This is a genomic window from Kribbella sp. HUAS MG21, assembly GCF_040254265.1.
Classification (GTDB): Bacteria; Actinomycetota; Actinomycetes; order Propionibacteriales; family Kribbellaceae; genus Kribbella.
Map to the genome: position 1 here is coordinate 5793081 of NZ_CP158165.1, position 20220 is coordinate 5813300.

A 20220-nucleotide genomic window follows, 5' to 3' on the forward strand; every position below is an offset into this window, starting at 1 on the left:
ATGAGACGAGGCGTGCGGATCGCGCTGGACATCGGGGATGCCCGGATCGGCGTCGCCAGCAGCGATCCGCACGGGATCCTGGCAACGCCTGTGGAGACCGTCCGGCGCGGGCCGGGCGATCTGGATAGGATCGCGGCACTCGCCGCCGAACTGGAGGCGTTCGAGATCGTGGTCGGGCTGCCGCGCTCCCTGTCCGGGGGCGAGGGACCGGCCGCGGTGAAGATCCGGGAGACGGCGGAGCAGGTGCGGGACAAGGTACGCGTGACGAACACGGGGACGACGGTGCGGCTGGTGGACGAGCGGTTCACCACGGTCACCGCCGAACGGATGTTGCGGGAACGGGGAAAGAAGGGCTCCAAGCGACGGGCCGTGGTCGACCAGGCCGCGGCGGTCGTGATTCTCCAGCACGCGCTCGACCTCGAGCGCGAGACCGGCAACCCACCCGGGAGGCCCCTGTGAACGGACCATCGGTGCACGAAGAGACGAACGAGGGCGAGGACCAGCGCGACGACCTGGGCACCGGCCTCGGTCTGCGCCCGGAGTCCCGCACGGAGCGGCGGGCGAACCGGCGCCGGGCGCGCGGCCGCCGGGCGTTCGGCTGCTTCGCGGGCCTGGTCTCGCTGCTCGTCGTCGGTGCGCTGGTGGCCGGCGCGGTGATCGGCTTCGGCAAGGGCAAGGACGCGCTGGCCGGGGTGTTCTCGGCGCCGGACTACGAGGGCGCGGGCACCGGCACGGTGATCGTCGAGATCACCAAGGGCCAGGCGACCGCGTCGATCGCGGACACCCTGGAGAAGAAAGAGGTCGTGAAGAGCGCCCGCGCGTTCGAGCGGGTGGCCCGCGACGACCCGCGGTCGCTGCAGATCCAGGCGGCCACGTACACGCTGCGCAAGCACATGTCCGCGAAGGCGGCGCTCGACCTGATGCTGAACACGGCCGAGTCGGTCCGAGTGGCGCGGATCAGCGTCCCGGCCGGCAAGACCAAGGCCGAGGTCGCGATGATCCTGCAGGGCTCGAAGCTCAAGCTGCCGGCCGGCGCCGCCGCGAAGGCGCTCGGGACCCCGGCCCAGCTCGGCCTGCCGCCGTACGCGCGCGGCAACGCCGAGGGCTTCCTGTCCCCGGGGACGTACGACGTGCCGAAGAACGCGACGGCGTACACGATGATCAAGCTGATGACGGCGAACTACGCGAAGAACGCCGCGTCGCTGGACCTGGTGAACACCGCGAAGCGGAAGAAGCTGGACCCGTACCAGGCGGTGATCGTGGCCAGCATCATCGGCGCCGAGACCAACAGGTCCGAGGACTACGCCAAGGTCGCGCGGGTGATCTACAACCGGCTGGCCAGGGGCATGCGGCTGCAGATGGACTCGACGATCCACTACGTGGTCGGCAGGGACGGCGGTGTCTTCACCACCCCGGAGCAGCGCGCCAACCCGTCGCCGTACAACACGTACAAGCACAAGGGCCTGCCGCCGACGCCGATCAACTCGCCGACCCGTGACGAGCTGCGCGCCGCGATCAACCCGGCGCAGGGCTCGTGGCTGTACTTCACGCTGATCAACCTCGACACCGGCGAGACCGCGTTCGCCAGCACCGCCGAGGAGCACGAGGCCAACGTCGACAAGCTCCAGGCGTGGTGCCAGGCTCACAAGGGCAGGTGCTGACTTGACCCGTTGCGCTGTCCTCGGTTCGCCGATCGCGCATTCGTTGTCGCCGGCGATGCACCGGGCGGCGTACGCCGCGCTCGGGCTGGACTGGACGTACGACGCGTTCCAGGTGGAGGAGGACGAGCTGCGCGGCTTCGTCGCGTCGCTCGGTGAGGACGTCCGCGGGTTGTCGCTGACGATGCCGCTGAAGCGGGTCGCGCTGGACCTGGCCGACACCGTCGATCCGGTCGCGGAGCTGATCGGCGCCGCGAACACGATGCTGTTCGAGCCCGACGGATCCCGGTCCGCGCACAACACCGACGTACCCGGGCTGGTGAACGCGTTCGCCGAGCGCGGGATCACCGCGGCCGAGAGTGCCGTCGTGCTCGGCGGCGGCGCGACGGCCGCGTCGACCCTCGCGGCACTCCGCGGCATGAAGGTCACCGAGGTGACGGTCGTCGTCCGGGACATCTCGAAGGCGGAGCGGCTGCGGGACCTGGCGGCGGAGCTCGGCCTCCGGACGTCGGTCGCGGACTTCTCGCAGGTCGAGCAGATCGGCGGCTTCGACCTGTGCGTGTCGACGCTGCCCGGCGGCGCGGTCGACCCGTGGGCGGAGCACTTCGCCGGCGTCGCGCCGGTGGTGTTCGACGTCGCGTACCACCCCTGGCCGACCCGGCTCGCGCTCGCGGCGCACCGGATCGGTACAGAGCTGTTGAACGGACTTGATCTACTCGTGCACCAGGCGACCCTCCAGGTCGAGATGATGACGGGTAGGTCGCCGGCTCCTCTGGCGGCCATGCGGACGGCTGCGCGTGAGGAGCTGGGGGACCGTGAGCCTGCTTGACCGTCGTACCCTCCTGATCGCCGGCGGCGCCGCGGCCGCCGTCACGCTCGCCGGTTGCAGCGACAGGACGGATACCGGCGGTACGGCAAGCCCGTCGCCGACCGCGAGCACCGCCCCAACCTCCACGACGTCCAGCAAGCCCAGTAGCACACCGGCCCCGACATCGAGCGGGCCGAACTGGAACAGCTTCGCCCGCGCCCTCGAAGGCCCCCTCTACCTGCCCTCCACCTCCGGGTACGCCGCCGCGCACCAGCTCTTCGACCCGCGCTGGGACAGCGTCCGCCCGGCCGCCGTGGTGAAGGCGACGAAACCGTCCGACGTCCAGCAGGCGATCACCTTCGCCCGCGCCAACAAGCTCGCGCTCGTCCCGAAGAGCGGCGGCCACTCGTACGTCGGCGCGTCCACGATCGCCGACGGCGTGCAGCTCGACGTCGGCGGCCTCAAGAGCATGAGCTACGCGAACGACGTCCTCACCGTCGGCGCCGGCGCCCGCCTGTACGACGTCCACGTGTTCCTCGACCGGTACGGCCGCTCGCTGCCGACCGGGACGTGCCCGACCGTCGGCGTCGCGGGCCTCACGCTCGGCGGCGGAATGGGGGTCCACACCCGTACGTACGGCCTGACCTGCGACCGGGTGGTGTCGATGGACGTCGTCACCGCGGACGGCATGTCCCACACCGTCAGCGCGGACGCGGAGCCCGAGCTGTTCTGGGCCCTGCGCGGCAGCGGCGGCGGCAACTTCGGCGTGGTCACGTCGTTCCGGTTCGCGACGATCCCGGCGACCAAGCTCGGGTTCTTCCGGCTCAGCTGGCCGGAGCCGCAGGCGGCGGCCGTCGTCCGCGGCTGGCAGCAGTTCGCGCAGAGCGCGCCGACGACGGTCTGGGCCAACCTGCACGTCGATGCCAGGAGCAACGGCACGCTGGCGATCCGCGTGCTGGGTGTGTCCACCACCGGCGACGCCACGGCGGCGGCCGCGCAACTGGAGTCGCTGGTCGGCGCGAAGGCGTCGGCCCGCACGCTGTCGGTGAAGTCGCATCTGGAGGCCGTGAAGTACCTCGGCGGCGGCACGACGAGTCCGCGCCAGCGTTTCCTCGCCGGTTCCGACGTCCTGAAAGGCCCGCTGGACGCGGCGACGATCACCGGGCTGCTCGGCGCGGTGAAGGCCGCCGCGCGGGCGGCGACGCCCGCCTCGGCGATACTCGATCCACTCGGCGGCCAGGCCGCGAAGCAGCCAGCGGGCGGCTCCTCGTGGCCCTGGCGCAGCGCGCTCGCGGTCATCCAGTGGTACTCCTCGGCGCAGAACAAGGGCGCGCAGACCTTCATCGCCAACGGTCACGCCGCTGTCCGCTCGGCCTCCGCGGGCGGCTACGTCAACTACGTCGAGACCGGCCGGGCGGTCAGTTCGTACTACGGCGCGAGCGCGTCCCGGCTCGACGCGGCGAAGAAGAAGTACGACCCGGACAACTTCTTCCACACTCCGTACACCCTCGGCTAGCTAGTGTTCGGCCCGTGAAGCTTTGGCGGGTGATCGCGGGTGTGCTGGCCGTCGGATTCGTCGCGGCCGGAGTCACTCCGGCGTGGGCGTGTGCCTGCGGCGGCTACCTGCCGGACCGGGAGTCCCAGGCCCGCGCGTACGGCGAGAACGCCTTGGTCGAGCACTCCGGCGGCACCGAGCGGATCACGCTGTCGATGGCGGTGCGCGGTGCGTCGAAGAAGGCGGCGTGGATCATGCCGGTCCCGGCCGCCGCGAAGGTCGACCTCGGCGACGAGTACCTGTTCTCCCGGCTCGAGCAGCTGATCCGCCCGAAGCGCGTGGTGAAGAAGACGTACTGGCCGTTCCGCGACCTCGGGATCATGGGCAGCGGCCGCGGCGACTCGGCCGGCGCGCCCACCGCGGACGCGGGTGTCAACGTCAAGCAGCAGATGCTGCTCGGCCCGTTCGCCGTCACCCGGCTCGGCGGCTCCAGCGGTACGGCGGTCACGGACTGGCTGCGCACCAACGGGTACGTCGTACCGGACACGCTGGCCGCCAACCTCACGCCGTACCTGACGGAGAAGTGGGAGATCGTCGCGGTGAAGCTGGCGCCGCGGAGCGACGGCGAGAGCCTGAGCGGCGCGACGCCGCCGCTGCGGCTCACGTTCGCGTCGGACCGGATCGTGTACCCGATGCGGCTGAGCAAGGGCGCGACGACCACCCAGACCGTCACCGTGTACGTCGCCGCGGAACACCGCGTGGACGCCACGAAGGTGCCGGACGCCGCGGTGAGGCCCGAACTGCTGTTCGCCGGCCGGGTCGACAGCGACGTGGTGGAGCAGCCCGCGGACTTCCTGACCGCGTACACGGCGACGTACCGCGAGCCGGGCCGGATCACCGACGACTTCACGTTCGAGCGGGCCGCGAACGACGACGCGTACCAGCGCATCACCTACGTCACCGAGAACGACGGCTTGTGGAGCACGATCGCGGTGCTGTTCGGCGGCCTGCTGCTGCTCGGCGGCGGCGCGGCCGTACTCGCCCGGGTGCTGGCGAAACGCGCGGCGGCCAGCCGCTAGGCTGCTCGATCGTGCCGGCTGAGAACGCGTTGCTCGCTGCGGGGATCGGTGTGGTCCTCTGTGGTCCGGCCGCGTTCGTGCTCGGGCCGTGGTTGATGCGGCGCATCCCGGAGCCCGTCCTCGACGAGGGCGAGACCAAGATCCCGTACGCGTCCCTCGCCGGGCGGAGGGCGGCGTACTGGTGCGGTGGTCTCGCTGCGCCGGCGGGCGGGTTGCTCGGCTGGTTGATCGGTCTCGCGGCGGTGCTGCCCGTGTGGCTGGTCCTGGCGGTGGCCGGTGCGGTGCTCGGCTACATCGACGCGCGGACGCGGTACCTGCCGTCGGTGATCATCTGGCCGATGTACGTCGTCGTCGCGGCGGGCCTGCTCGCGGCCGCGGCCGCGACGGGGGAGTGGGGGTCGTTGCGGCGCGCGGTGATCGCGGGCGCGATCGGGTTCGCGGTGTTCTACGTGCTCTGGTTCGCGTTCCCGCGCGGCGTCGGGTTCGGCGACGTCCGGCTGTCCGGGCTGCTCGGCGGCGCGCTGGGGTGGCTCGGCTGGGGCGAGTTCGTGTCCGGGTTGTACGGCGGGTTCTTCCTCGGCGCGCTGGTCGGGATCGTGCTGATCGCGACCCGGGTGATGACCCGGAAGCAGATGGTGCCGTTCGGGCCGTTCATGCTGGTCGGGGCACTGGCCGGCGTACTGCTCGGTGCTCCCCTGGAGCGGCTGTACGCCGGATAGGGGATCCCTGGCTTCCCCCCGACGGTTGATGTGCGCGAACCCTGAGCCTTCCTAGGGTCGAGGAAATCGAGCTCTGGGAGGGAATACCCATGCCAGTCAGTCGTCGCGGTCTCCTGGCCGGAACCGCCGTCGCGGGTGCCGCGCTCGCTGTTCCCGGTACGGCGTCCGCTGCCGCAGTGGCGAGCACCAGCACCAAGATCGGCCCGAACGACGCGCGCTACCAGGACCTGGTGCTGCGCGGTCAGAACCGCCGCTTCGTCGGCACCCCCGACTACGCGCGCGTGATCCAGTCCGGCGAGGACGCGGTCGCCGCCGTCCAGGACGCAGTACGCAGCGGCAAGCGGATCGCAGTCCGCGGCGGTGGGCACTGCTTCGAGGACTTCGTGGACAGCAGCGACGTCGAGGTGCTGCTCGACATGTCGACGTACGACGCGGTCACCTGGGACCCGCAGTACCGCGCCTTCTCGATCGGCGCCGGGGCGACGCTCGAGACCGTGTACAAGGAGCTGTTCTACGGCTGGGGTGTGACGGTGCCCGGCGGGGGCTGCCTCAGCGTGGGGGTCGGCGGGCACTTCAGCGGCGGCGGGTACGGGCCGCTGTCGCGCAAGCACGGCTCGGTCGTCGATCACCTGTACGGCGTGGAGCTGGTGGTCGTCGACGCCCGCGGCCGCGCCCACTCGGTGGTGGCGACGCGGGACAACGCGCACCGCGACCTGTGGTGGGCGCACACCGGGGGTGGCGGCGGGAACTTCGGTGTCGTCACCCGCTACCTGATGCGCTCGGCCGGCGCCTCCGGCCGGTCGCCCGCGGAATCGTTGCCCAAGGCACCGGCCGCGCTGCGGGCGAGCCTGCTGCTGTACGACTGGAAGACGATGACCCAGGCCGGGTTCGTGCGCACGGTGCGGAACTGGTTCGACTTCTTCGAGCAGCACAACACGGCGGACTCGCCGTACGCGACGCTCTACGCGCCGTTCATCCTCACGCACTCGTCGGCCGGCCAGTTCCTGCTCTCCACCCAGCTCGACGCCGCGGCGCCGGACTCGGAGAAGCTGATGAACGCGTTCAACGCCGCGATGACGGTCGGTGTGGACCCGAAGCCGCAGGTGATCGACACCGGCGTCGGGCCGTTCCTGCACACCACGATGGAGCGCTCGATCGCGGAGACCCCGACGCCGGCACGCGCCAAGTACAAGGCCGGCTACCTGAAGCAGGGCTACACCGACGAACAGATCGTGGCGCTGTACCGCGCGCTGACCGACACGACGTACGAAGGACCGCAGTCGTCCGTGCTGCTCGTGCCGTACGGCGGGAAGGTCAACACCGTCCCGGCCGACGCGACCGCGTCCGCACAGCGCGACGTGGTCGCCAAGATGGTGCTCAGCGCCGCGTGGACGTCCGCCGCCGACGACGACAAGCACCTCGCGTGGGCGCGGAAGACGTACACCGCCATCTACCGCGACACGGGCGGCGTACCGGTGCCGAACGCGATCAACGCCGGGTCGTACATCAACTACCCGGACGTCGACCTGGCCGATCCGGCGTACAACACCTCAGGGGTGCCGTGGCACGAGCTGTACTATCTCGGCAACTACCCGCGGCTGCAGCAGATCAAGGCGAAGTGGGACCCGCGGAACGTGTTCCGGCACAAGCTTTCGATCGAGCCGCGCTAGTCACCAGCCGGGGTAGCGGGTCGTCCACTCGGTGAACGGGCCGTAGTCACCGTGCAGCCGCTGCCGCTGGCTGAACTCCATCGCGAAGTCGTCGGCGAGCTGCAGGATGACCCCACGACCCTCGACGGCGAAGACGAGCTCCGCGGGGAGAGCCGTCTCGCCGTGCAGGGCGCCCAGGACGTTGCCGCAGATCGCGCCGGTGGAGTCGCTGTCACCGGAGTGCGTCACCGCAAGCGCCAGGGCGTCCAGGAACTGCTCGGGCTCGGGGTAGGCGAGGGCGGCGTAGACCGCGATCGCCAGCGCCTCCTCGGCGATCCAGCCGCCGCCGAGGCGCTCGACCGTGACCGGGCCGGGCGGCGCGGTGGCGGCCAGTTGCCGCGCGAACGAGAGCGCCGTACTGGTCTCCTCGTGGCCCTGGCGCTGGACCAGGATGCTGGTGGCCTGAGTGATCGCCTCGTCGAGGCCGGCGCCGGCGCACAGCGCATGGATGATCGCGGCCAGCGTGCCGGAGGCCAGCTTGCCGGTCGGATGGCCGTGCGTGTACCCGGCAGCGTCGGCGGCCGAGTCGAAGATCCAGTCGATCGGGTACACCTGCGGCATCAGCCCGAACGGCGCGACCCGCATCACGCCGCCGCAGCCCTTCGAGTCGTTGACGGCCTGCGCACCGAACTGCGGGATCTTCGCGTCGCCCTTGCGCGCCTCGGTCAGCGCGGTGAGGCAGGTGTTGCCCGGTGCACGGCGCGCGTACAGCCACTGCTCGCGGTGCAGCCAGCCGTCGCGTTCACCGCTCGGCCCGGGCAGCGTCTGCGTGTCCAGCCACCGGTCGTACGCGTGCTGTACGACAGCCACGGTCAGCCCGAGCCCGCGGTCGGTACGGACGCCGGCCCGGATCAGCCCCTCGACCGTGAACAGCGTCATCTGGGTGTCGTCGGTGACGGTCCCGGGCGGCCAGCCGGGCCCGCCGTCCACGAAGGTCCGGACGCCGGCCGGGTGCTTCGCGACGATCGAGCGCCCGTCCTCGAACTCGACCGGTCCGCCCAGCGCGTCCCCGATCGCCCCACCCAGCAGACACCCGCGCACCTGCGCCCGCCACGTCTCCATGTCCCGCCGCGTCATGCCAGGACCCTATCGAGGGTGGTGTCAGCGCTACCTTCAAGACGGGTTCCAGGGCCAGTTCGCGGAGCGCTCGCGGCTTCTACGGTCGTTGGTAAGACCGATTGAAGGAGCGCATGATGACCCCCGCATTCCGTCGTACCGCCGGGCGCCTGGCCGCGGCGGCGCTGGCCACCACCGCCCTCGTGGGCGCCGCGATCGCCGGCGGTCAGGCGGCCGCGGCCAGCTCGACCTGCGAGAACTCCGCCCTGGTGAAGACCTTCAACGCCGTGCTGACTGTCCGCACCGCCTCCACCCAGGACACCCAGCCCTGCCGCTGACTCTGAGACCACTGTCCGGGTGCTGAGCGTGCCGTGGAAGAATCGGGGGCATGCTGCGCTGGCTCACCGCCGGCGAGTCGCACGGACAAGCGCTCGTCGCCGTACTCGAAGGTCTTCCCGCAGGCGTTCAGGTCACCACGGACGACGTGGCCGACGCCCTGGCTCGTCGTCGCCTCGGCTACGGCCGCGGTGCCCGGATGAAGTTCGAACGGGACGAGGTGACGTTCGTCGGCGGGTTCCGGCACGGGCTGACCCTCGGCAGCCCGGTCGCGATCCAGGTCGGGAACACCGAGTGGCCCAAGTGGGAGCAGGTGATGAGCGCCGACCCGGTCGACCCGGAGACGCTCGCCGGCCTCGCTCGGAACGCGCCGCTGACCCGCCCGCGGCCCGGTCACGCCGACCTGGCCGGCATGCAGAAGTACGGCTTCGACGAGGCCCGCCCGGTGCTCGAGCGCGCCAGCGCCCGGGAGACCGCGGCCCGGGTCGCGCTCGGCGAGGTCGCGGCCCGCTTCCTGCGGCAGGCGTACGGCGTGACGATCGTCAGCCACGTGGTCGAGCTCGGCACGGTCAAGGCGCCGTACGGCGTGATCCCGGCGTACGGCGACGTCGCGAAGCTGGACGCGGACCCGGTCCGCTGCCTGGACCCGGACGCGAGCAAGCAGATGGTCGCCGAGATCGACGCCGCGCAGAAGGCCGGCGACACGCTCGGCGGCGTGGTCGAGGTCGTCGTCGACGGCCTCCCGCCGGGGCTCGGCAGCTACGTGCACTGGGACCGCCGCCTCGACTCCAAGCTGGCCGGCGCGCTGATGGGCATCCAGGCGATCAAGGGCGTCGAGCTCGGCGACGGCTTCGAGCTGGCCCGGACGCCGGGCTCCAAGGCGCACGACGAGATCGTCGCGGAGGACGGCTCGGTCCGCCGGACCAGCGGCCGCTCGGGCGGCACCGAGGGCGGCATGAGCACCGGCGAGACGCTCCGGGTGCGCGCCGCGATGAAGCCGATCGCGACCGTGCCGCGGGCGCTGCGCACGATCGACACCGCCACCGGTGAGGCCGCGTCCGCGCACCACCAGCGGTCGGACGTCTGCGCCGTACCGGCGGCCGGGATCGTCGCCGAGGCGATGGTCGCGCTGGTGCTGGCAGAGGTCTCGCTTGAGAAGTTCGGCGGCGACTCGGTCGCGGAGACGGCGCGCAACCACCAGTCCTACCTGGCGAACCTGCCGACGACCATCACGCCGAGGGAGTGGGAGTGAGCCCGGTCGTCGTCCTGGTCGGCCCGCCCGGATCGGGCAAGTCCACGATCGCGGCGGTGCTGTCCGAACGGCTCGGTGTGAAGCACCGCGACACCGACGCCGACATCGAGGCCGCGGCCGGCAAGCCGATCTCGGAGATCTTCGTCGACGAGGGCGAGCCGCACTTCCGCAAGCTCGAGCGGGCCGCGATCACGGCCGCACTGCAGGACGCCGGCGAGGTGCTGTCGCTGGGCGGCGGCGCGATCCTCGACCCCGAGACCCGCGCCGACCTGGCGGGCCACCACGTGGTCTACCTGGACGTGAGCCTGGGGGAGGCGGCCAAGCGCGTCGGCCTCGGCGTCTCCCGGCCGCTGCTGCTCGGCAACGTCCGCACCCAGCTGCGGAACCTGATGGAGGCACGTCGGCCGCTGTACGACGAGGTCGCCAAGCAGACCGTCCTCACCGACAACAAGACGCCCGACCAGATCGCCGACGAGATCCTGGAGCAGCTCCAGTGACAGTGTTGAATGCCGCGCCTCCGGCGCGGGGGTCATGGGGCTGTAACTCCCGTCCTTCCCTCGTCGCTCCGGTCGCTTCGCTCCCTGCGCTCCTCAGTCCAGGACGGGAGGCCCCATGACCGGACCCACCAGGATCCGGGTCGCCGCCGCCGCGCCGTACGACGTGGTGATCGGCAACAACCTGCTCGGCGAGTTGCCCGGGCTGCTCGGTGAGGGGGTGCAGCGGGTCGCGGTGATCCACCCGCGGGCGCTGCGCGAGACCGGCGATGCGATCCGCGACGACCTGAGCGCGTCCGGTTTCACCGCGCACGCGATCGAGATCCCGGACGCCGAGGAGGCCAAGACCGCCGAGGTGCTGGCGTACTGCTGGTCGGTGCTCGGCCAAGCCGGCTTCACCCGGTCGGACGCGATCGTCAGCGTCGGCGGCGGGACCACGACCGACCTCGCCGGGTTCGTCGCGGCGACCTGGCTGCGCGGCGTGAAGGTCGTGCACATCCCGACCACGCTGCTCGGCATGGTCGACGCGGCCGTCGGCGGCAAGACCGGTATCAACACCGCCGAGGGCAAGAACCTGGTGGGCGCGTTCTGGGAGCCGGCCGGCGTGCTGTGCGACCTAGCGGCGCTCGAGACTCTCCCGGCGAACGACTACGTCAGCGGCCTCGCCGAGGTCGTGAAGTGCGGCTTCATCGCCGACCCGGTGATCCTCGACCTCGTCGAGAAGGACCCGGCCGCGGCCACCAGCCCGTCGTACGGCGCGACCGAGGAGCTGATCGCCCGCTCGATCCAGGTGAAGGCCGACACGGTCGGCGCGGACCTGCGGGAGCGGACCACGACCGCCGGCGGCCGGATCGGCCGCGAGGCGCTGAACTACGGGCACACGCTGGGGCACGCGATCGAGCGCGTCGAGCGGTACAAGTGGCGGCACGGCGCGGCGATCAGCATCGGCATGGTCTTCGTCGCCGAGCTCGCCCGCGCCGCCGGCCGCCTCGACGACGCGACCGCCGACCGGCACCGCGCGGTCCTGCAGTCGCTCGGCCTCCCGGTCAGCTACCGCGCCGACGCCTGGCCGCACCTGCAGGACGCGATGAAGCTCGACAAGAAGACCCGCGCCGACCGGCTCCGGTTCGTGATCCTCGACGCCCTGGCGAAGCCGACCATCCTCGAAGCGCCCGACCCGGGTCTTCTGGTCGCGGCGTACGGCGAGATCAGTTAGGGTTCTGGAAACGCCTCGGAAAGGGCTTTCCAGGATGAGCGAACGCAAGTACCGGATCGCGATCGTCGGCACCGGCGGGATCGCCGGCGCCCATGCCACAGCCGTCACCGCCCTCGCGGACCGGGCCGAGCTGGTCGCGGCCGTCGACGTCGACCCGGCACGCGCGAAGGAGTTCGCCGCCGAGTGGAACATCCCGGCGACGTACTCGAGCCTGACCGACCTGCTGGCCGCCGAGGAGGTCGACCTGGTCCACCTCTGTACGCCGCCGAAGACGCACGTCCCGCTGGCCGTGGAGTGCCTGGCGGCCGACGTCGACGTCTACATGGAGAAGCCGCCGACGCTGTCGCTCGACGAGTTCGATGAGCTGCTCGCGGCGGAGGCGAAGTCCGCGGCGCAGGTGGCCTGCGTGTTCCAGCACCGCTTCGGGTCCGGCGCCGTCCGGCTGCGGGAGCTGCTCGCGAACGACGTACTCGGCCGGCCGCTCGTCGCGTTGTGCAACACGGTCTGGTACCGCGACGACGCGTACTTCGCGGTGCCGTGGCGCGGGACGTTCGACGTCGAGGGCGGCGGCCCGACGATGGGCCACGGCATCCACCAGTACGACCTGCTGCTGTCGGTCCTCGGCCCGTGGGAGAAGGTGACCGCGCTCGCCGCCCGGCAGGCGCGCCCGACCCAGACCGAGGACGTGTCGATGGCGCTCGTCACCTTCGAGAACGGCGCGGTCGCCTCGATCGTGAACTCGCTGGTGTCCGCCCGGCAGACGTCCCAGCTCCGCTTCGACTGCGAGCACGCGACCGTCGAGCTGGAGCACCTGTACGGCTACCGCAACCCGGACTGGACGGTCACGCCCGCGCCCGGCCACGAGGACGTCGTCACGGCGTGGTCTGCCGACCTGCCGGACGTCGCGAGCGGCCACACCGCGCAGCTGACCGCGATCCTCGACGCGAAGGCTGCCGGCGAGCCGACGCCAGTCACCCTGGCCGAGGCCCGCAACACGCTGGAGCTGGCAGCCGCGATCTACGCGTCCGCATTCACCGACAAGCCGATCCGCCGCGGCGAGCTGGGCCGCGGAACGCCTTACGCCGAACGCATGGGCGGACCGGGCGCTCCCTGGAGCTGAGGTGGTAGCGGCTGGACGTGCAGGATGTCCAGCCGCGACACCGCGCGGGTGAGGACGACGTACAGCCGGTTCAGGCCGCGGGACTCGGCGGCGACGATCTCGGCCGGCTCGAGCGCGATCACGTGGTCGTACTCGAGCCCTTTCGCCAGGCTCGCCGGTACGACGGCCACCCGGCCGTCGCCGTCCGCGCCGGTGACCTCGATCCCGGCGGCCTTCAGCGCGTCGGTGGCCGCCGCGAGCTGATGGTCCGCCGCGATCACACCGATCGAGCCTTCCTTCCCGAGGGCCCGCCGCACAGCCTCGACGGTGCCGGTGGCGAGATCGTCGACCTGCGAGATCGTCAGTTCGCCGTCGGAGCGGAACAATCTCGTCGGCGGGACCGAGACCGGCAGTGCGGCGAGCAGCCGGTTCGCGAGCCCGACCACCGTCGCGGGCACCCGGTAACCGGTGCTCAAGGCAACGATCTCCGCGGCGGGTTTCCCGAGGTGGCCGAGCTGGGTCGGCCAGTCGGCCGCGGCCCACGGCGTCGTGCCCTGTGCCAGGTCGCCGAGCACCGTGATCGAGCTGTGCTCGCTCCGGCGCGCGATCGCCCGGCACTGCATGGGGGAGAGGTCCTGCGCCTCGTCGACGATCACATGGCCGTACGTCGGCGTACGTTCCAGCAAGGCGCTCACTTCGTCGAGCAGTACGGCGTCCGCGGCCGTCCACCGCGCGCTCTTCGCCTTCCGCGGCCGCGTCCAGGTGATCGCCCGCTGCTCGTCGGGCGTGAGGATGCCGTCCGCCGCCCGACCGGGATCGCTGAGCACCTCGGCCAGTACGTCGTCCGCCTTGAGGTTCGGCCACACCGCGTCGACGGCGGGCGTCACGGCCCGCGCCATCCGCCGCTGCCAAGCGCCGTTGCAGTTCTGGCCGCGGGCCTCGGCCTGGCGTTGCAGCGCCGCCACCAGTCGCGCGACGACGCGCTCGCGTCCGGTCAGGTACGTCGTCGCCTCCGCCTCGGCGACCATCTCCGCGAACTCGTCCTGGTCGACCCGCCACTTGTACGACGCGTCGTTCACCACGACCGCCTGCTCCGGCTGCCGGATCCGGCCGTACACGGCGTTCCGCAGTACGGCGGCCATCCGGACGTCGTGCTTGACCGCGGCAGCGGCTGGTTCGTCGGCGGCGCGGACCTCGCGGTCGAGGAGGCGCTCGATCGTGATCTGCTCGACGTCGACCTCGCCGAGCGTGGGGAGGACCGCGGAGATGTAGTGCAGGAAGGCCTGGTTCGGCCCGAGGACGAGGACGCCGTTGCGTTCCAGGCGCGAGCGGTGCGCGTACAGGAGGTACGCCGCGCGGTGCAGGCCGACCGCGGTCTTGCCGGTGCCGGGCGCGCCCTGGACGCAGACGGAGCTGTCGAGGTCGGTCCGTACCAGGTCGTCCTGTTCGGGCTGGATCGTCGCGACGATGTCCCGCATCGGACCGACGCGGGCCCGCTCGATCTCCCGGCGGACCAGTTCGCCGGCACCAGAAGGCGTGGGCGGTGTCCCGGCCCGCAGGTGCTCGTCCTCGAAGCTGGTCAGCGTGCTGCCCGCCCAGCCGAAGCGGCGCCGGGTCTCGATCCCGCGCGGGTCGACCGCGGAGGCCTGGTAGAACGCGGCCGACACCGGCGCCCGCCAGTCGATCACCATCGGCGGCCGCCCGATCGCGTCCGCGATGTGCCGCCGGCCGAGGTAGTAGGTCTGGCCGCTGTGGCCGCCGGCGTCGGCGCCGTACGCGATCACGCCGAAGTACGGCGGGTTCTCGCCTTCCTCGCCCAGGTCGCGGGCGAGCGTCTTCAGGTAGTAGCCGAGCCGCTCGGCCGTGTACCGGTCGCCCCAGGTGTGCTCGCCGACGGCCACGTTCTCCCGGGCGCCCGCGACCATGCGGTGCAGCGCCGCCCGGCAGTCCTCGGCGTACGCACGCTCCTCGTCGAGGCTTCTCATCGCCCTCCTTCGCGAAAGATTAACTCGGTCAATCTTTTGTCTAGGTTAACATGGTGACGTGACCGGACTTCGCGAGCGGAAGAAGCAGCAGACGTACGACGCCTTGTCGCAGGCGGCGATCGCGCTGTTCCTCGAGCGCGGCTTCGACGCGGTCCCGGTGACCGACGTGGCGGCGGCCGTCGACGTCTCCAAGCCGACGCTGTTCAAGTACTTCCCGAGCAAGGAGGACCTGGTCATGCACCGGATCGCGGACCACCGGCGGGAGGCGGCCCGGATCGTCCGGGACGCGTCCGTGCCGCCGGTCGCGGCGCTCCGCGAGCGGTTCCTGACCGGCCTCGCCGAGCGCGAGCCGACGACCGGACTGAACGACCATCCGCAGGTCGTTGCCTACTACAACCTCGTGTTCACGACCCCGGCGCTGGCGACCCGGCTGCGCGAGTTCATGGACGACGACGAGCGGGCGCTGGCCGAGGTCCTGGGCGGCGACCTGACCGCGGAGTTGCTGTCCGCCCAGCTGCTCTCGACGCAACGGATCCTCGCCTACCGGAACTGGTCGGCGATCTCCGCCGGCCGATCCGCGGACGACCGCTACCCGACCGCGGTCTCGGAGGCAGAGGCCGCGTTCGACCGACTAGGGTGACCGTGTGACGGATGTGAGCAGGCGGGTGCTGGTGCTGAACGGGCCGAACCTCGGGCGGCTGGGGTCGCGGGAGCCGGAGAAGTACGGTACGACGACGTTCGCCGAGTTGGTCGGTGTGTGCGAGAAGGCCGGCGCCGACCTCGGGTTCGAGGTCGAGGTCCGGCAGACCGACGACGAGGCCGAGCTGGTCGGCTGGCTGCACGAGGCCGCCGACGGCCGGATCCCGGTCGTCCTCAACCCGGCCGCCTTCACCCACTACTCGTACTCGCTGCGCGACGCGATCGCGCAGCGGACCGCGCCGCTGATCGAGATCCACCTCACCAACCCGGCCACCCGCGAGGACTTCCGGCACACCAGCGTCGTCGCCGGAGTCGCCACCGGGACGATCGCCGGCTTCGGCCTCGACTCGTACCGGCTCGCGCTGCGCGCACTCAGCACCCTGGATTCATAACCAACCTGCCCTTTCGGGCATCAGGTGGAGTGTGGGGACACTCGACAACTCCTGGGGGGCACGTATGACGATCCAACCTGTTCCGGTCTGGGTGAAGGCGCTCGACCCGCTGTCGCAGTTCGGGCTCGACCACGCACTGCGCCGGCGGCCCGAGGTCGCACTGGTCACCGACGCGGAGCTGGCGGCGCTGCCGGCACGTCCCACCGGTCCGCCGCCGGTCGCGATGATCGCGGTCGACGCGCTGGACGCCGCGGCCGTCCAGGTACTGCGGTCCGCGACGCAGCGCGGGTGCCGGCGGATCGCGCTGATCGGCAGCACGATCGACGACGACGCGCTGCTGGCCGCGGTGGAGCTGCGGGTGGCCGGCGTACTGCGCCGTACCGAGGCGACGCCGGACCGGATCGTGCACCTGGTGCTGGCCGCCGCGTCCGCCGCGGGCAGCCTGCCGCCGGACCTGCTGGGCCGGCTCCTCGGTCAGACGTCCCGGCGCCCGCGCCAGCTCCGGGTGGCGCGCGGCGGGGGACTCAACGCGCTGTCCGACCGCGAGACGCAGGTACTGCGGCTCGTTGCTGACGGCAAGGACACGCAGGAGATCGCCCGGGAGTTGTCATACTCGGAGCGGACGGTCAAGAACGTCCTCCACGACGTGACCAGCCGGCTCCAGCTCCGGAACCGTTCGCACGCCGTCGCCTACGCGCTGCGGGAGGGACTCATCTGACGGTCGACGCGGACGCAGCTGGGCGGCGACGAGTGCGGCGAGGACGACGAGACCGCCGAGCGCCTGCAGAGCGGTCAGGTGCTGGTCGAGCACCAGCCAGCCGAGCGCGGTCGCAACCACCGGGCTGAGCAGGCCCAGGAACGTGACCTCGGTCGGGGCGAGCTCCCGGAGCCCTCGGAACCAGAGGGCGTACGCGACGGCGGAGCCGATCACTGCCAAGTAGGAGTAACCGGCAATGTTCTGCAGCGTGAAAGCGGGGAGTGCGCCTTCTACCAGGAGCGTCACCGGCAACAGCACCAGCCCGCCCGCGACGAGCTGCCAGCCGGTGGTTGCCAGCAGGGGAGCAGGTGACGTCCAGCGCTTGCTGAGTACGACGCCGAACGCCATCACGACAGCACCGCCGAGGGCTGCCATGACGCCCCAGGTGTCCAGCCGTGCAGTGGCTCGCAGTACCAGCAGACCGACGCCGACGACGCCGAAGATCGCCGTGAGGACGGTCCGCAGTGACAGGCGCTGCCGCAGCAGTCCCGTCGACAGCAGTGCGACGACCAGCGGCTGGATGGCGCCGACTGTCGCCGCGACGCCGCCAGGTAGCCGGTAGGCGCCGACGAACAGCAGAGCGAAGAAGGCGCCGATGTTGAGCGTGCCGAGGACCAGTGAGCGCCACCACCAGCTGCCGCGGGGGAGGACCCGAGTGATCGCGACCAGCAGCAGCCCGGCCGGCAGGGCGCGCAGGAACGCGGCCAGCAGCGGGCGCTGCGGCGGGAGCAACTCAGTGGTGACGAGGTAGGTGGTGCCCCACAGCATCGGGGCGATCGCCGTGGCGAGCAGGAGCGCGGTCCGTCGATTACTTAGCACTAAGACAAAATATCTCAGCGCTAAGTTAATTTCAAGTCTCTCATCGCTAAGCAAAGTGGCGTTAGGCTGGTCCCATGGCAGACCACGTCGACCTGGTGCTCGAGCAGTGGCGGGCGCGGCGGCCCGACCTGGACGCGTCGCCGATGGGGATCATCGGGCGGATGAGCCGGCTCGGCGCGCTCTTCGACGCCGAGCTGCGGCGGAACTTCGTCCGGCACGACCTCGACCGCGCCTCCTTCGACGTCCTCGCGACCCTGCGGCGCAGCAACCCCGAACACAGTCTGACCCCGGCCGGCCTGATGCACTCGTCGATGGTCACCTCGGGCGCGATCAGCCAGCGGCTGGACCGGCTGGAGGCGCGTGGCCTGGTGACCCGGACGCCTAGTGAGACCGACCGCCGCGGCGTCCGGGTGACGTTGACGCCCGCCGGGCTCGAGCTGATCGACAAGGTGCTGCCGACACATGTCGACACCGAGGCGCAGCTGCTCGCCGGCCTCTCGGAGGCGGAGCGCGAGCAGCTGGCGGGACTGCTGCGGGCCTTGCTGGAATCGCTCGGGGACAAGCGGGACTGATCATGACGAGCGTCGGCAGGGACTCGGCACGAGCGGAGTCGCTGCGGACGGCCCTCGTGCAGCAGTTGATGTCCGCGGGGACGCTCCACGGCGAGCGCGTCGCGGCCGCGTTCCTGGCCGTACCGCGGCACGTGTTCGTCCCGCATGTCTCGCTCGAGGTCGCGTACGCGGACGACGTCGTACCGATGAAGCAGAACGAGGCCGGGGTGCTGACGAGCTCGGTGTCGCAGCCGAGCATCGTGGCGCTGATGCTCGAACAGGCCGCGATCCGGCCCGGGGACCGGGTCCTGGAGATCGGCTCCGGCGGGTACAACGCGGCGCTGCTGCGGGAGCTGACCGGGCCGGGCGGTGCGGTGACGACCGTCGACATCGACCCGGAGGTGGCGGAGCGGGCGCGGGCGTCGCTGGACGAGGCGGGGTACGGCGACGTGGCCGTCGTGCGGGGTGACGGTGCGTTCGGTGATCCGGAGCGGGCGCCGTACGACCGGATCGTGGTGACGGCGACCGCGTGGGACATCGCGAGCGCCTGGGTGCGGCAGCTGCGGCCGGACGGGCGGATCGTCGTACCGCTGCGGTTGCGGGGGCAGACGCGGTCGATCGCGTTCGATCTGGTCGGTGAGCACCTGGAGAGCCGGTCGACGACGTTGTGCGGGTTCGTCAGTATGCAGGGCGTTGCTGCGGACTACGAGCGGCTGGTTCCGCTGCGGGAGGGCCGGTTGACGTTCGACGAGGACCAGGAGCGGGAGCCGCGTCCGCGGGACGACGTACTGGCGTTGCCGGCCGTGCAGAGCTTGTCGGGGGTGGAGGTGGATCGGGAGGAGCCGTTGCTCGACCTCTACCTGTGGCTGGCGTGCAGGCTGCCCGGGTACTGCGTCTTCAGCGGAGCGGAGTGGTCCTGTGTGCCGGCTGCCGCGACGGCGGACAGCCTCGTCTACCTGACCACGCGGGCCGCTCTGAACGAGTCACGGGTGGAGCTGGGCTGTGGCGGGCACGGGCCGTCCAGCGGTGAGCTGCTGGAGCGCATGATCGGGGAGGTGCGGGCGTGGGACGCGGCGGACCGTCCTGAGCCGTCGTTCCAGGTGCATGCGGTCGGTGCCGAGCTGCCGGCGGGCTCTCACATCGCCCGGCGGCAGAGTTGCCTCACCGTGCGGTGGGAGGCGCCGGCCGCGGCGGGTTGCTGACGGTCTGCCAGAGCTCGTCGATGTCGGAGCGGTCCTCGGGCTCCGGGGTGTCGACCCAGCCGCTCGCCCAGACGTTCTCGTCGCGGTCGTCGAGGTTGAAGATCGACTCCGCGAACGCCGCCGAACCGACGTACCGCTCCTCGTCCTCCGGCGTGTCCGGTGTTTCGGAACGCTGCTGTACGTTGGAACGCTGCTGAGCCGCGGGCGGCGCGACCAGGGAGCGCGCGTACTCCTGCGCCGCCTGGATCCCCAGCTCGCGTTCGTCGCACAGCAAGCGGACTGCGCCGACCTCGTTGCCCGCCTGCATCAGCTCGCGCACCTTGGCGTCCAGGTCCTGCTTCGAGGTCGGCAGGCTGTGATGCTGCGGGCGGTGCGCCGGCGGCTGGTACGGGCCCGGGTTGTACTGCACCGGCTGCTGCGCCGGCTGGAACTGACCCGGTGGCTGGTACGCCGCGACCGCCCCGGGCTGGACCGGGAACGACTGCCCCTGGAAGTGCTGTCCCGGGTGCGGTTGACCCTGGAAGGGCTGTCCCGGAAACGGCTGCCCTGGGAACGGCTGCCCTGGGAACGGCTGGCCCGCGAACTGCTGGCCGGGGACCTGCTGGCCCGGCGCCGGCTGCGGGCCGCCCGGCCCGGCGGCCTGGGTGAACTGGCCCTGGAACTGGATCGGCTGGTTGCCGGCCTGCTGCGCCTGGATCCGCTCGATCAGCGCCTGCATCCGTGCATTCGGCCGGTTGTTGGCGCCCCCGGACTGCCGGCGCGCCTTGTTGATCAGCCCCAGCACGATCATCACCACGACGAAGATCACGAACCCCGTCATCGCCCGGCCTCCTGACGCCCGTCGACGGTCTGGGACACCACCCTAAGGCCCCCGAGGTGCGCGAATCGGAGGAA

General features: G+C 71.5%; 21 protein-coding genes. 17 read left to right on the forward strand and 4 right to left on the reverse strand.

Annotated features, from left to right (window positions below; translation table 11 throughout):
- The 7 genes from ruvX (at position 1) to ABN611_RS28135 (ending at position 7429) form a co-directional block, all read left to right on the forward strand.
- A complete protein-coding gene (gene ruvX, locus ABN611_RS28105) occupies positions 1–459 on the forward strand; it encodes a Holliday junction resolvase RuvX (RefSeq protein ID WP_350275248.1) in 459 nt (152 codons plus the stop codon).
- Positions 456–1661, forward strand: coding sequence for an endolytic transglycosylase MltG (gene mltG, locus ABN611_RS28110; RefSeq protein WP_350275249.1), 1206 nt, complete (start codon positions 456–458; stop codon positions 1659–1661). The genes ruvX and mltG overlap by 4 nt, the downstream gene beginning before the upstream one ends.
- Before the next feature lies 1 nt (position 1662).
- On the forward strand, positions 1663–2487 hold the full coding sequence (locus ABN611_RS28115) for a shikimate dehydrogenase (protein ID WP_350275250.1): 825 nt from the start codon (positions 1663–1665) through the stop codon (positions 2485–2487).
- On the forward strand, positions 2474–3982 hold the full coding sequence (locus ABN611_RS28120; RefSeq protein WP_350275251.1) for an FAD-binding protein: 1509 nt from the start codon (positions 2474–2476) through the stop codon (positions 3980–3982). The genes ABN611_RS28115 and ABN611_RS28120 overlap by 14 nt, the downstream gene beginning before the upstream one ends.
- Before the next feature lie 14 nt (positions 3983–3996).
- A complete protein-coding gene (locus ABN611_RS28125; protein WP_350275252.1) occupies positions 3997–5040 on the forward strand; it encodes a DUF2330 domain-containing protein in 1044 nt (347 codons plus the stop codon).
- Positions 5041–5051: 11 nt separating this feature from the next.
- Positions 5052–5759 (forward strand): A24 family peptidase, encoded by a 708-nt coding sequence (locus ABN611_RS28130; RefSeq protein WP_350275253.1) that lies wholly within the window; start codon positions 5052–5054, stop codon positions 5757–5759.
- 89 nt (positions 5760–5848) lie between these two features.
- A complete protein-coding gene (locus tag ABN611_RS28135) occupies positions 5849–7429 on the forward strand; it encodes a BBE domain-containing protein (RefSeq protein WP_350275254.1) in 1581 nt (526 codons plus the stop codon).
- Here the strand turns inward: ABN611_RS28135 and ABN611_RS28140 are convergent, their stop codons facing one another.
- Positions 7430–8545 (reverse strand): ADP-ribosylglycohydrolase family protein, encoded by a 1116-nt coding sequence (locus ABN611_RS28140; RefSeq protein WP_350275255.1) that lies wholly within the window; start codon positions 8543–8545, stop codon positions 7430–7432. It lies immediately after the preceding gene.
- Between the two features lie 116 nt (positions 8546–8661).
- Between ABN611_RS28140 and ABN611_RS28145 the strand changes: the two genes are divergently transcribed.
- From ABN611_RS28145 to ABN611_RS28165, 5 genes are all read left to right on the forward strand, one after another.
- On the forward strand, positions 8662–8862 hold the full coding sequence (locus ABN611_RS28145; RefSeq protein ID WP_350275256.1) for a hypothetical protein: 201 nt from the start codon (positions 8662–8664) through the stop codon (positions 8860–8862).
- 50 nt (positions 8863–8912) lie between these two features.
- Positions 8913–10112: a chorismate synthase gene (gene aroC / locus ABN611_RS28150; protein WP_350275257.1), complete on the forward strand. Its 1200-nt coding sequence runs from the start codon at positions 8913–8915 to the stop codon at positions 10110–10112.
- Positions 10109–10609: a shikimate kinase gene (locus ABN611_RS28155; RefSeq protein ID WP_350275258.1), complete on the forward strand. Its 501-nt coding sequence runs from the start codon at positions 10109–10111 to the stop codon at positions 10607–10609. The genes aroC and ABN611_RS28155 overlap by 4 nt, the downstream gene beginning before the upstream one ends.
- A gap of 115 nt (positions 10610–10724) precedes the next feature.
- A complete protein-coding gene (gene aroB / locus ABN611_RS28160) occupies positions 10725–11822 on the forward strand; it encodes a 3-dehydroquinate synthase (RefSeq protein ID WP_350275259.1) in 1098 nt (365 codons plus the stop codon).
- Between the two features lie 34 nt (positions 11823–11856).
- A complete protein-coding gene (locus ABN611_RS28165; protein ID WP_350275260.1) occupies positions 11857–12942 on the forward strand; it encodes a Gfo/Idh/MocA family oxidoreductase in 1086 nt (361 codons plus the stop codon).
- Here the strand turns inward: ABN611_RS28165 and ABN611_RS28170 are convergent.
- Complete coding sequence (locus ABN611_RS28170) at positions 12900–14906, reverse strand: AAA family ATPase (RefSeq protein ID WP_350275261.1); 2007 nt, start codon at positions 14904–14906, stop codon at positions 12900–12902. The two genes, ABN611_RS28165 and ABN611_RS28170, sit on opposite strands and share 43 nt — an antisense overlap.
- A gap of 58 nt (positions 14907–14964) precedes the next feature.
- Between ABN611_RS28170 and ABN611_RS28175 the strand changes: the two genes are divergently transcribed.
- The 3 genes from ABN611_RS28175 (at position 14965) to ABN611_RS28185 (ending at position 16715) form a co-directional block, all read left to right on the forward strand.
- Entirely contained in the window at positions 14965–15546 is a 582-nt protein-coding gene (locus tag ABN611_RS28175) for a TetR family transcriptional regulator (RefSeq protein ID WP_350275262.1), read from the forward strand.
- A gap of 13 nt (positions 15547–15559) precedes the next feature.
- The gene (gene aroQ / locus ABN611_RS28180) at positions 15560–15997 is read left to right on the forward strand and encodes a type II 3-dehydroquinate dehydratase (protein WP_350281696.1); all 438 of its coding nucleotides are present in this window, start codon (positions 15560–15562) and stop codon (positions 15995–15997) included.
- Positions 15998–16061: 64 nt separating this feature from the next.
- Positions 16062–16715: a response regulator transcription factor gene (locus ABN611_RS28185; protein WP_350275263.1), complete on the forward strand. Its 654-nt coding sequence runs from the start codon at positions 16062–16064 to the stop codon at positions 16713–16715.
- Here the strand turns inward: ABN611_RS28185 and ABN611_RS28190 are convergent.
- Positions 16605–17573: an EamA family transporter gene (locus ABN611_RS28190; protein ID WP_350275264.1), complete on the reverse strand. Its 969-nt coding sequence runs from the start codon at positions 17571–17573 to the stop codon at positions 16605–16607. The genes ABN611_RS28185 and ABN611_RS28190 overlap by 111 nt on opposite strands.
- 74 nt (positions 17574–17647) lie before the next feature.
- Here ABN611_RS28190 and ABN611_RS28195 point away from each other — a divergent pair, with 74 nt between their 5' ends.
- Positions 17648–18145, forward strand: a complete 498-nt coding sequence (locus ABN611_RS28195) for a MarR family transcriptional regulator (protein WP_350275265.1) — start codon at positions 17648–17650, stop codon at positions 18143–18145.
- A 2-nt stretch (positions 18146–18147) separates the two neighbouring features.
- Positions 18148–19326 (forward strand): methyltransferase, FxLD system, encoded by a 1179-nt coding sequence (gene fxlM, locus ABN611_RS28200; protein WP_350275266.1) that lies wholly within the window; start codon positions 18148–18150, stop codon positions 19324–19326.
- Here fxlM and ABN611_RS28205 read toward each other — a convergent pair.
- Entirely contained in the window at positions 19286–20146 is an 861-nt protein-coding gene (locus ABN611_RS28205) for a hypothetical protein (RefSeq protein WP_350275267.1), read from the reverse strand. The genes fxlM and ABN611_RS28205 overlap by 41 nt on opposite strands.
- Positions 20147–20220: the final 74 nt, after the last annotated feature.

Excerpts from the sequence above, each read along its gene's own strand:
- ruvX (WP_350275248.1), top strand. The coding sequence starts at position 1 with ATGAGACGAGGCGTGCGGATCGCGCTGGACATCGGGGATGCCCGGATC.
- ABN611_RS28145 (WP_350275256.1), top strand. The coding sequence starts at position 8,662 with ATGACCCCCGCATTCCGTCGTACCGCCGGGCGCCTGGCCGCGGCGGCG.
- ABN611_RS28135 (WP_350275254.1), top strand. The coding sequence starts at position 5,849 with ATGCCAGTCAGTCGTCGCGGTCTCCTGGCCGGAACCGCCGTCGCGGGT.
- aroB (WP_350275259.1), top strand. The coding sequence starts at position 10,725 with ATGACCGGACCCACCAGGATCCGGGTCGCCGCCGCCGCGCCGTACGAC.
- fxlM (WP_350275266.1), top strand. The coding sequence starts at position 18,148 with ATGACGAGCGTCGGCAGGGACTCGGCACGAGCGGAGTCGCTGCGGACG.
- aroC (WP_350275257.1), top strand. The coding sequence starts at position 8,913 with ATGCTGCGCTGGCTCACCGCCGGCGAGTCGCACGGACAAGCGCTCGTC.
- ABN611_RS28205 (WP_350275267.1), bottom strand. The coding sequence starts at position 20,146 with ATGACGGGGTTCGTGATCTTCGTCGTGGTGATGATCGTGCTGGGGCTG.
- ABN611_RS28165 (WP_350275260.1), top strand. The coding sequence starts at position 11,857 with ATGAGCGAACGCAAGTACCGGATCGCGATCGTCGGCACCGGCGGGATC.
- ABN611_RS28140 (WP_350275255.1), bottom strand. The coding sequence starts at position 8,545 with ATGACGCGGCGGGACATGGAGACGTGGCGGGCGCAGGTGCGCGGGTGT.
- ABN611_RS28195 (WP_350275265.1), top strand. The coding sequence starts at position 17,648 with ATGGCAGACCACGTCGACCTGGTGCTCGAGCAGTGGCGGGCGCGGCGG.
- ABN611_RS28185 (WP_350275263.1), top strand. The coding sequence starts at position 16,062 with ATGACGATCCAACCTGTTCCGGTCTGGGTGAAGGCGCTCGACCCGCTG.
- ABN611_RS28170 (WP_350275261.1), bottom strand. The coding sequence starts at position 14,906 with ATGAGAAGCCTCGACGAGGAGCGTGCGTACGCCGAGGACTGCCGGGCG.